We start from the raw sequence: 8523 nt of genomic DNA, 5'->3' as shown, positions 1-8523 counted from the left end.
TATAGCAAATAAATTGACTGGTGTAATTGTTTTTGCTATATTTGGTTGCATGAATAAGAACTTCTGGATATTCTTTCTACGATACTTGTGGGGCTGCTGCATCTCCTTTCTGTCGTTGTCGTTCGTGATTTTATACGGAATTGCGTGGCTGGCAACGGTACTGGTCATGTCGGTCGCCGTCGTGACCGAATTGATCGGCGAAGGAGTTCGCTGGCTGATCTGCAGCATATACAGATTCTTGGGGCCGACTTGCCGCGAGGGCGAGGACTTGAGGAATCCGTTGTCTCGATTCACCAAATGGTTTCTGGAAAAGGTTAAGATCTGATGGGTGTAAAAGTTATAGAATACAAGGGAGCCAAGCTCCACTACAAGGAACGCTGCTACGAACTTTACCGTATCTATCCTAACGGCAAGGAATGGTTCTGCGGCTACTTCCGTAGTCAGGAAGACTACGAGATTGAGCTGGCTCGCTGCAAGAACGAGGAAGCTGGCCCAGATGAATATGTCATCAAGGAAGTTCCTTCCGCTGGTATTCCGGTATCCAAGATACACGACGTCGTCGAGGAGCGCAAGCGCCGTAACAAGGAAGAACGTCAACGAGCCATCGAAGCAAGGAAGTGGGCCGAAGAGCGCAAGAAAATCATAGCAGACTGGGAACGCGAGGAGCGCGAATGGCGCGAAAAGCATCCCGGTCAAGCAAGACGTCTGATTGACCGTAGATTTCCTCCGCTGTTCGATTGTCATGCGCTTCCGCCAGTTTGCACAACCCCAGACGGCATCTACAAGGCACTTCGGTATCTTTATCCGGACTCCGCCAAGAAGTTCGTTAAGTCGACCGACTTTGCCAAGACGATCAAACCTCGTAGGAGGAAGAAACGATGAGCAGTGCTGGAATAGCGGCGGCGAACTGTGCGCTTGCCGCCATACATGCGCAGAAACGCCGAGAGGAAGAGGAAGAGGCTGCCAAGAAGTCGAAAGGCAATACGGAGCGTCATAACTGGTATGCTTCCTATAACGAGAGGATCGCTCGCGCTGGGTCGATGATTTCTGGTATCGACAAGGAAATCCAGAATGAAACGGATCCCCACATGATCGAGTTCTTGAAAATGCGCAAGGAATACTGGGAGCGACAAGCGAAATCGTCTATGCGTCAGCGCGACCAGATGATTAAGTGGGAAAATGAACGCTGGGAACGAGAACGCAAAGAGATGGAACGATTCCATCGTATACAAGCAATCGTCGACCCGATCGTTAATGTTGTATTTTGGATACTGGGAATTGGTAGTTTGTTTGGAATCGGTGTATTTATTTACTTTATGTTGAGGCCGCTATGGACACACCTATAATAATTGGACATCAGCCAGTAGGCCGCCGTATCGACAGCGTCACGATGGCGATGATCGACACTTATATGAAAAGTTACGAAGGCATCGACGCCAAGTACGACAAGCTGAAGCAAGGTTCGGTGACCGCAAGCCGTGTAAAGCTTCGTGACACCTTGGCCGCCATTCCGCAGTATGAACGAACTACGGAAGAAGAACAGATGCTGGTTCGGCTGTATAACAGCGACATTTCCATTTACAAGCACCAAGAGGATAAGTTCAAGGAGTACGACGAGGTGTCGGAGAAGATTCGCAAGCTCGTCGAGGACGCCGTTCTGCACAAGTTCATCCGTCCGTTCGACCGAGAACATGAGTACATGTACGTGCAGCGTGTCTATATGGCTCGTGGGGCTGCAGCGCCTTCTCCGTACGAGACTCTGTGGCTGGAAGGGCCGATGCTCCGTGTCAACGGTGTCGGCCATAAGGATCAAGCGGTAGTCGCAAACTTCCATTATCACCACACTCAGCTGACACTTATCAGCATAGTCGGCATCGAGACAATCGAGAAGGACTTCAAGGACTACTGTGGCAACGTAATGTCTAATATCGACATCTTCAAGGTGTTGTGCGGAGGCGAAAATGAGTAAGTGCGTATATGTACCAATCTACAACAAGATGTCTTCTGACATGGGAGACACCGGACTGCCGTTGATGGCTACCAATCTTGACGACATAGGCTTGTTCTACATGCTGAAATCTGGTAATACGGTTGATGCAAAGACGGTGCCAGTCGTTACGGACAAAGAACTTACTGATAGATTCGTTCGTGGCCGCAACAACTATATCATCCAGAAGGAACTTCCCGAAGGCGAGATGGCAGATGCGCTGATTAAAAAGGTCGAGGAGTTCTGGGATGACTTTGGCGAACAGTTGAAGAAAGAGCTGATTAAGCAGATGCAAGACAAACTGGCTGAACTGTCGGCTGGTCAAAAGGCGGCGACGAAGAAGACTGTCAAGAAGACGACTGCCAAGAAGGCGACCAAGAAAGTGTCGAGGAAGCCTCGTGCCGAGGAAGTCGACGATGATGGTAATGACTCGGAACCAGAAATCGACTTGAGTGAAATTCATTTGTCGTCAGAAGGATGATATGGATTGGATGGATAAGGCAATTGTCGCCGTGTATTTGTTTGTAGTACTTGTCGGTGCTGCCCGACTGTTCATGTGAGGTGATTATGTTCGGAATTAAAGCAAAGGAATTGAAAGACGCATTGAAGGATGTGCCGGACGATTACGTTGTCCGTATCGATGCTCAAGAAGGCTCGATTGCCGTACCGGATGGCTATGACCGTTTCGGTCGTACGTACAACCGAGGTGCTTACCAGCTTGACACGCGCTTGAGCGAAGTCAAGGGAGTATCCGTGGATAACGACATGCGCGAAGTCGTGCTGGACGTGTATATCAACTTGGAGGAGACGAATGGATAATACGAAAATGGCCGAGATTAAATATCTTAACGAAGAATACTTCACGGCCAAGGGTACGTACAAAGAAAAGCTTAATGCAGCTTACGCTAAATATCAAGGCTTCCCTATCATGAATGAAGTTGAATTTTGGCGGCACATGGCATACCAGGTTGCCGACAGTGCAGATACTGCCGTACGTGCCATGAAGAGCGGCCATGAACACATGCTGGCATTTAAGTTTGAATTGGACAAACGACAAAAAGAATTTGGCTTTGAACACAAAAGTCCAATGGAAATCGATCGGCAATGGGAAGACCACAAGAAAGCTGTACGCGCCAAGTTGGATGAGTTTAAAAAACAAAGGGATGAAGAATAATGAAAGAGTTTGTTAAGCATCTAGGACGTAATTTGGGCTGGTTATTGATGATCACGCTCGCTTGCGTATTGGTTGCGGCTGTAGCCATGTTGCCGTTGGAAATCATGGGAGTACTGACGACGTATTTCGGATATGAGTTTTCCGAGGCGACGTGGTTTGTTGCTTTGATGGTCTGGTGGTGGATCCTTGGAGGAACCCTCATGACCATCGATAAAATGGACAAGAGGTAAACATGAAGAACACGTTAATAGTTAACTTGTACGGCGGCCCAGGCACTGGGAAGTCGAGCGGCGCAGCCTACATCTTCTCGAAGCTGAAGATGGCTGGCATCGACGCTGAATACGTGACCGAGTTCGCGAAGGACAAGGTCTGGGAGAATAACACGGAAGCCTTCAAGTGCCAGTTCTACATTTCTGGCAAGCAATCGTTCCGTATATCACGCTGCTTCGGAAAGGTCGATGTAATCATCACCGACTCGCCGATCGTCTTGGGCAAGATATACGCCGACTTGATCGGTCGTCCGCAGCTCGGATTAGCTTGTCTGGAAGAGGCTGACCAGTATCCGGCTGGTAGTACGATTGAAATCTTCTTGAACCGAGTGAAGCCATACAATACCAATGGCCGTAACCAGACCGAGGAAGAAGCCAAGAAGATCGACGCAACGGTCAAAAAGCTTTTGCTGGAACGCGCTGAGTCCAAACAGTACAGCTTGATAGAGTATGATGGCGACCAAGAAGGGTACGACCGTATTTACTTGTTCATCAAGGATTTGCTGGAGACTCGCGAACTTATGCGTGTCGAAGCTGAACGCCATTCTAAGGAATGGGCCAACATAGGCGATGCGGATGAATAGGGTGACGATCGATGGTAAGGAATACTTGGTGACGAAGTCTGGAGCGTTGTGGCCGACACCGCACCGCCGTCTGAGTTATCCGACCAGTCCTCGGAAGGATACCGACGATGACGACCGAACGAATCCATACGTTGTCAACCCAGCCGCGTTCCCGATAGAATAGGAAAAGGCGACCGAAAGGCCGCCTTTGTTGTATTCTGGTATTGAAACTTACTTGCCGTATCCTTCCGGCATCGGTTGTTCTTCAAGGATTACCGTCATAGGCTTGTTCATCGCACGTACTCGGTCTATGTTGCACTTCACGCCGTACGAATAGCCATTCCAGAAGGCGATGGCCTCGTCGCACTCGTTGCACATGGCCTTGTCCTTCACTTGGTAGAAATCCTCGCCAGTCTTGCCTTGCGATTCAGCCCACATGGACTTTACGTTGGGGAACTCGCACTTGCGCGGCTTCTCGGTGGAACAGTAGACCGTCACGTCGGAGAAGCCGTTCTTCTTGAGGTACATCTGAGCCAAGTGGTCGATACCGAAGCAGTCGCCCACTATCACTCGCACGTCCCTCTGCATGAGGGCGTCGAGGCACTTCTTCATTTCGTCGTTGAGCTTCTTGATGCGTGACGAGCCGGAAATGAACACGGTCGTCTTGTGCGGTGCCAAGTTAATCATTGTTCGTATTCCATTCCTTCGCGTCGGCGAAGTACGGAGCCATCTGCTGTACTTCGTAGCACATCGGACGGTCGTTTTCCGACGCATTCTTTTTGCACTGGTTGTAGTATTCCGGGTCGTAGCGTCGAGCATGCTTGCGGAATCTGAGATAGAAGATTTCCACGAGAAGCTGGTACGCATGCATGCCGTCCTTGCCCTGCTTTTTCTTGACGCCGATCTGGTAGTTCAAGCAGCGGCTGAGCTTCTTCGGATTTTCTTCTTGGAGATACTTGGAGCACTGCTCGTACTGTCCGCACATCATCAACTTGCCGATTTTGCCGAGCGGTTCCATGTCTGGTTTGAAGAAGATAGATAAGAGTCCCATAGTTATTTCTCCTTGTATTGAGTTGGGTCGTAGATAGTGCCTTTGAACTGCACGTCCGTAAGCTTGGGGTTCCACGTAAAGTAATTGTTAATGTAATGAGGGCCGTCTTCAAGAGACACTACGAACTGCAACAGGAACAGCTGCGTGGGTTCGTGTTCCCAGATTTTCATCTGATATTTCAGATCTGGGCAGAGTTCCTTCAACTTCTTTTCAATATCGAGTTTGCACCAGACCACATAGTCCTTGATTTTGTCGTAAGTGGCTTCGGATTGACGAACATTGTTCCGTTCCTTGAAGGTCGGTTCGAAGATGTTGTCGTTGATATCGTAAATCGTATTCATTTTCTACCTCGTAGAAACCAATATAGCAAAAAGATGACAATCGGTCAACGATTTGCTATATTTGTCTGCATGAGTGATTATCATTTAACCATGCTTATTATCGGCATTATCGTATTTATAGCCGTTGCCGTCATCGTCGGAAAGCTGCTGTTCTGGCATTACAGCAAACGCAAGGTGTACGATCGGTACATTCAGAACTTGTGCTGGCCGTACCGAGTCGTCCAGCTTGGCGGCGGCAAGTATGGTCTGGAGCATTATTACGTTCGGGATATTCCTGGCAGTACTGACCCAGACTATTACATGCTCGATGCCGGATGGACTCTAGTCAAGAAGTTCGATTTTCGCGCCGACGCCATGGTGGCGATGGATGAGGCCATGGCCGCAGTTATTGCCGAACGCGCCAGGGTCGCGTACAAGGAATACAAGGACATAATCAAGGATGCGGAGAATGAAGTTGTCCGTGTTCTTGATTACAAGCCGACCTACGCCTCGATCATCGAAGAAACCAAGACCATTGACTGTCCGTCGGTCGACACCAGCATGATTGACCGAGTGTGCAGTCCGAAATTCATGTCAAGACCAGATATCATGGCGAAGAAGGGGCTAGTATGAACGAATACGAAGAACTGTTTAACAAGGTCAACGAGCTGGGCGCTCAAGGCAAGTTTGTCTTCATCGTGGACGCCGTCCATGAAATTACTGACGATGCCTTGCGTCAGAACGTAAAGGGCTGCCTGTACCAGCTGTTCCACTTTACGACCATAGAAGAGACCTTCCAGTGGCTGACAACGCTTATCGACCAGTGTACGGACGACGCGAAGTCGAAAATGGCTATCGTCCTTTACCATCTGGAACAGCTGGTCTCCATTCCGGTTCTGATCAACGCGCAGAAAGTCAACACCATCATGCGCATTATCATGACTCCGAACGGAGCTATCAGCGAGCAGAAGCTCGCTACCATGGCCAAGCGCATGCTTGAGAATGTTCTCTCCCAAGCCGAAGCCGCTGGCGTGACTGTCGAACACATTTTTGAATATAAGGAGATTCCCAATGGCTGATGAATCCAAGCAGCTTTCCGCTGACAATCCTATCGTGAAGATTGACTGGAACGAATTCCGCGAAACCGGATTGTTCCGCTTTGTCAATTCATTCCTTCACATCTTCGGCTACGTGATCGTAATTGAAGTCGAAGACGACGGTACGGTCAAGTCCGTCTATCCGGCCAAGACCATCTGGCGAGGTTTCACTCAAGAGGCCATGTCCGACTCGTACAAGAAGGTCGCCGCGCTCATGCACCGCGAACACGAGGAAATCCTCAAGTTCGCCAAGGAATAGTGATGACGCCGTTTTTCGACTACGAGCGCGACCCAGTGCTCCGTGCGCTGACCGAGCACATCTGTCGTATACGAGTGGCTTGCTACAATGCGGCCACGCACGGCGGCATTGATACGGATATCGATGCGCATAGGCGGTACATAGATATGTTCAATGCGACGGCGGATCCGTATTACCGGATGATGACGATGTACGTCGCGACGAGACCAGGCTCGACGTACATTATGTCAGACGAGGAATTGGCACAAGTTAATAATGCCGAACGGACGTTGGCTTGCATAGCCGACGAATGCGGCAAGAGGATCGAAGATGAACTTTCTAGCAGAACTCAAGAGCCTACCGAATCCGGTGAAGTACCGTCAGGGAAGAGCCATTCGCTGTATCGAAGACTTAAAGAAGGCATTGGACGATGGGTACTATCTTTACTGGATAGATACCGAAGGAAATGACTATCTACGCCAGTTCGACTATGTCGGCACGTTTGGCCACACCAAGGCCGATGATGCCAAGCTTCACGAGATCGAGGAACATATCGCGCTTGTCGGCAAGTTGCACGAAATGCACACCCAGATACCGAACGTGAGGATCAACTTATGATTAACGCCAAGGAACTCCGCAACAAGTATTTCCCAAAAGATGATACTGCGTTCGTTAACGCGATGAACCAGATTGAAACGCAGATTCTCACAGCTGCCGAGGCGAAGCAAGAATCCGTTATCGTAAAGGTTCCTCGTGCGCTTAAAGACCGTATCAAGTCTGCCCTTGAAGACGAAGACTATACGGTCAGTTCATCGGCGGTAGGTCGAGGACGCAAAGAGGCCATGGATAGTGACGAATATACCCACATCACGATATTCTGGCCGGAAGACCTAGTATTTTGGGAGGAGAACAATTGACCAAGAGAGCACGATACAAGATGCTTGAAGCCGCGTTCAAGAAGAATCTTGAAGCGGAATGGCGCGAGACTCCGCCAGTCGAATCCGACTTCCGAAAGCTGTTTGACGAAATGGCCCCGAAGCTGGCCAAGATCAAGTTTAATGAATGTTTCGTAGATATTTCGGTCAGGCGTCAGTGGCTGGACTTCAACTTGTTTTGCCCAGATGAGTTGAAGATCACAGCATGTCGTGTTGTCGACCACGAGGACGACTCCGTGATGTACAGCGTGTCGCACCACAATACAACGCTGATGATCGACCATAACCATACGCTAGATAGCCTCGTGGAGGCTGCGAACAAGGCCATAAAGCTGGTTACTGAAGAAAAAGTTACATAAACCACTTGACAAACTCGAAAATAAGAGTTATATTTTCTGTACAAACCAAACAACATGAAGGTACAGATGAAACCGAAGTACAATGACTTGGCCGTAGACTTGATCCAAGAGGCCATTGGATCAAACCGCAAGGGGAAATGATTTTGAAAGTTGAAACGTTTGAACTCACCGATGACACTAAAGACGTACCGAATTGGGTACAGTCGTGTCTTGATGCTCCCGATACGATGGTAACGGTGACTCCCAATACTGCTGGTTGGCGAACGCTGGCAGATGAACTGGTGTCGGCTGGAATCTACAAGTCAAAAACTGAAGTTCGCAATGCGGTAAAGAACCGAGGATTGGCGGTTTGCTGTTTTGAAGGTGAAGGAAAGCCTTATGCATCCATTGGCGGAACTATCCTTAGTGGCTTGATGGATAAAGCGGCGACCGTCGAAGACGCCACTGTTCCTTGGATTTTAGTAGATGGCGACGTGATTAGACACGGAAAACGTAAGTTTTATGTTATCCGAGAAAAAAGTAGAGGTTAG

At 49.1% G+C, this 8523-nt stretch carries 20 protein-coding genes; 16 read left to right on the top strand and 4 right to left on the bottom strand.

All coding sequences use genetic code 11. The features are described from left to right. Positions 1–228 (bottom strand): hypothetical protein (locus ACJMM9_RS09020; protein ID WP_405325930.1); only part of this gene is annotated, 228 nt, incomplete at its 3' end. 96 nt (positions 229–324) lie between these two features. Here ACJMM9_RS09020 and ACJMM9_RS09015 point away from each other — a divergent pair. The 9 genes from ACJMM9_RS09015 (at position 325) to ACJMM9_RS08975 (ending at position 4177) form a co-directional block, all read left to right on the top strand. Continuing rightward, positions 325–882, top strand: coding sequence for a hypothetical protein (locus ACJMM9_RS09015; protein ID WP_405325928.1), 558 nt, complete (start codon positions 325–327; stop codon positions 880–882). After that, a complete protein-coding gene (locus ACJMM9_RS09010) occupies positions 879–1346 on the top strand; it encodes a hypothetical protein (protein WP_405325926.1) in 468 nt (155 codons plus the stop codon). The genes ACJMM9_RS09015 and ACJMM9_RS09010 overlap by 4 nt, the downstream gene beginning before the upstream one ends. Then, entirely contained in the window at positions 1331–1969 is a 639-nt protein-coding gene (locus tag ACJMM9_RS09005; protein ID WP_405325924.1) for a hypothetical protein, read from the top strand. The genes ACJMM9_RS09010 and ACJMM9_RS09005 overlap by 16 nt, the downstream gene beginning before the upstream one ends. Beyond that, the gene (locus tag ACJMM9_RS09000) at positions 1962–2468 is read left to right on the top strand and encodes a hypothetical protein (protein WP_405325922.1); all 507 of its coding nucleotides are present in this window, start codon (positions 1962–1964) and stop codon (positions 2466–2468) included. Before ACJMM9_RS09005 ends, ACJMM9_RS09000 begins: the two co-directional genes overlap by 8 nt. Positions 2469–2554: 86 nt before the next feature. Beyond that, the gene (locus ACJMM9_RS08995; protein ID WP_405325920.1) at positions 2555–2806 is read left to right on the top strand and encodes a hypothetical protein; all 252 of its coding nucleotides are present in this window, start codon (positions 2555–2557) and stop codon (positions 2804–2806) included. Next, complete coding sequence (locus ACJMM9_RS08990; protein ID WP_405325918.1) at positions 2799–3161, top strand: hypothetical protein; 363 nt, start codon at positions 2799–2801, stop codon at positions 3159–3161. Before ACJMM9_RS08995 ends, ACJMM9_RS08990 begins: the two co-directional genes overlap by 8 nt. Beyond that, complete coding sequence (locus tag ACJMM9_RS08985; RefSeq protein WP_405325916.1) at positions 3161–3391, top strand: hypothetical protein; 231 nt, start codon at positions 3161–3163, stop codon at positions 3389–3391. Before ACJMM9_RS08990 ends, ACJMM9_RS08985 begins: the two co-directional genes overlap by 1 nt. 2 nt (positions 3392–3393) lie before the next feature. Then, positions 3394–4014: an AAA family ATPase gene (locus ACJMM9_RS08980; RefSeq protein WP_405325914.1), complete on the top strand. Its 621-nt coding sequence runs from the start codon at positions 3394–3396 to the stop codon at positions 4012–4014. After that, a complete protein-coding gene (locus ACJMM9_RS08975; protein WP_405325912.1) occupies positions 4007–4177 on the top strand; it encodes a hypothetical protein in 171 nt (56 codons plus the stop codon). The genes ACJMM9_RS08980 and ACJMM9_RS08975 overlap by 8 nt, the downstream gene beginning before the upstream one ends. Positions 4178–4224: 47 nt before the next feature. Here ACJMM9_RS08975 and ACJMM9_RS08970 read toward each other — a convergent pair whose 3' ends face one another. From ACJMM9_RS08970 to ACJMM9_RS08960, 3 genes are read right to left on the bottom strand one after another with little or no spacing between them, the layout of a single operon-like run. Next, positions 4225–4680, bottom strand: a complete 456-nt coding sequence (locus tag ACJMM9_RS08970; protein ID WP_405325910.1) for a hypothetical protein — start codon at positions 4678–4680, stop codon at positions 4225–4227. Beyond that, positions 4673–5044, bottom strand: coding sequence for a hypothetical protein (locus ACJMM9_RS08965; protein WP_405325908.1), 372 nt, complete (start codon positions 5042–5044; stop codon positions 4673–4675). The genes ACJMM9_RS08970 and ACJMM9_RS08965 overlap by 8 nt, the downstream gene beginning before the upstream one ends. A gap of 2 nt (positions 5045–5046) precedes the next feature. Continuing rightward, positions 5047–5385, bottom strand: a complete 339-nt coding sequence (locus ACJMM9_RS08960) for a hypothetical protein (protein ID WP_405325906.1) — start codon at positions 5383–5385, stop codon at positions 5047–5049. 69 nt (positions 5386–5454) lie between these two features. On the opposite strand from ACJMM9_RS08960, the gene ACJMM9_RS08955 reads away from it, so the two are divergent. The 7 genes from ACJMM9_RS08955 (at position 5455) to ACJMM9_RS08925 (ending at position 8523) form a co-directional block, all read left to right on the top strand. Next, positions 5455–5997 (top strand): hypothetical protein, encoded by a 543-nt coding sequence (locus tag ACJMM9_RS08955; RefSeq protein ID WP_405325904.1) that lies wholly within the window; start codon positions 5455–5457, stop codon positions 5995–5997. Further along, positions 5994–6443: a hypothetical protein gene (locus ACJMM9_RS08950; protein WP_405325902.1), complete on the top strand. Its 450-nt coding sequence runs from the start codon at positions 5994–5996 to the stop codon at positions 6441–6443. Before ACJMM9_RS08955 ends, ACJMM9_RS08950 begins: the two co-directional genes overlap by 4 nt. Continuing rightward, positions 6436–6720: a hypothetical protein gene (locus ACJMM9_RS08945; protein ID WP_405325900.1), complete on the top strand. Its 285-nt coding sequence runs from the start codon at positions 6436–6438 to the stop codon at positions 6718–6720. The genes ACJMM9_RS08950 and ACJMM9_RS08945 overlap by 8 nt, the downstream gene beginning before the upstream one ends. A 309-nt stretch (positions 6721–7029) precedes the next feature. Then, positions 7030–7317, top strand: coding sequence for a hypothetical protein (locus ACJMM9_RS08940; protein WP_405325899.1), 288 nt, complete (start codon positions 7030–7032; stop codon positions 7315–7317). Further along, positions 7314–7616, top strand: coding sequence for a hypothetical protein (locus ACJMM9_RS08935; RefSeq protein WP_405325897.1), 303 nt, complete (start codon positions 7314–7316; stop codon positions 7614–7616). Before ACJMM9_RS08940 ends, ACJMM9_RS08935 begins: the two co-directional genes overlap by 4 nt. Beyond that, the gene (locus ACJMM9_RS08930; RefSeq protein ID WP_405325895.1) at positions 7613–7993 is read left to right on the top strand and encodes a hypothetical protein; all 381 of its coding nucleotides are present in this window, start codon (positions 7613–7615) and stop codon (positions 7991–7993) included. The genes ACJMM9_RS08935 and ACJMM9_RS08930 overlap by 4 nt, the downstream gene beginning before the upstream one ends. A gap of 137 nt (positions 7994–8130) precedes the next feature. Continuing rightward, positions 8131–8523 (top strand): hypothetical protein, encoded by a 393-nt coding sequence (locus ACJMM9_RS08925; RefSeq protein ID WP_405325893.1) that lies wholly within the window; start codon positions 8131–8133, stop codon positions 8521–8523.

The organism is Fibrobacter sp. (assembly GCF_045112255.1).
Lineage (GTDB): Bacteria > Fibrobacterota > Fibrobacteria > Fibrobacterales > Fibrobacteraceae > Fibrobacter.
This window is presented reverse-complemented; position numbering and strand designations above follow the sequence as displayed.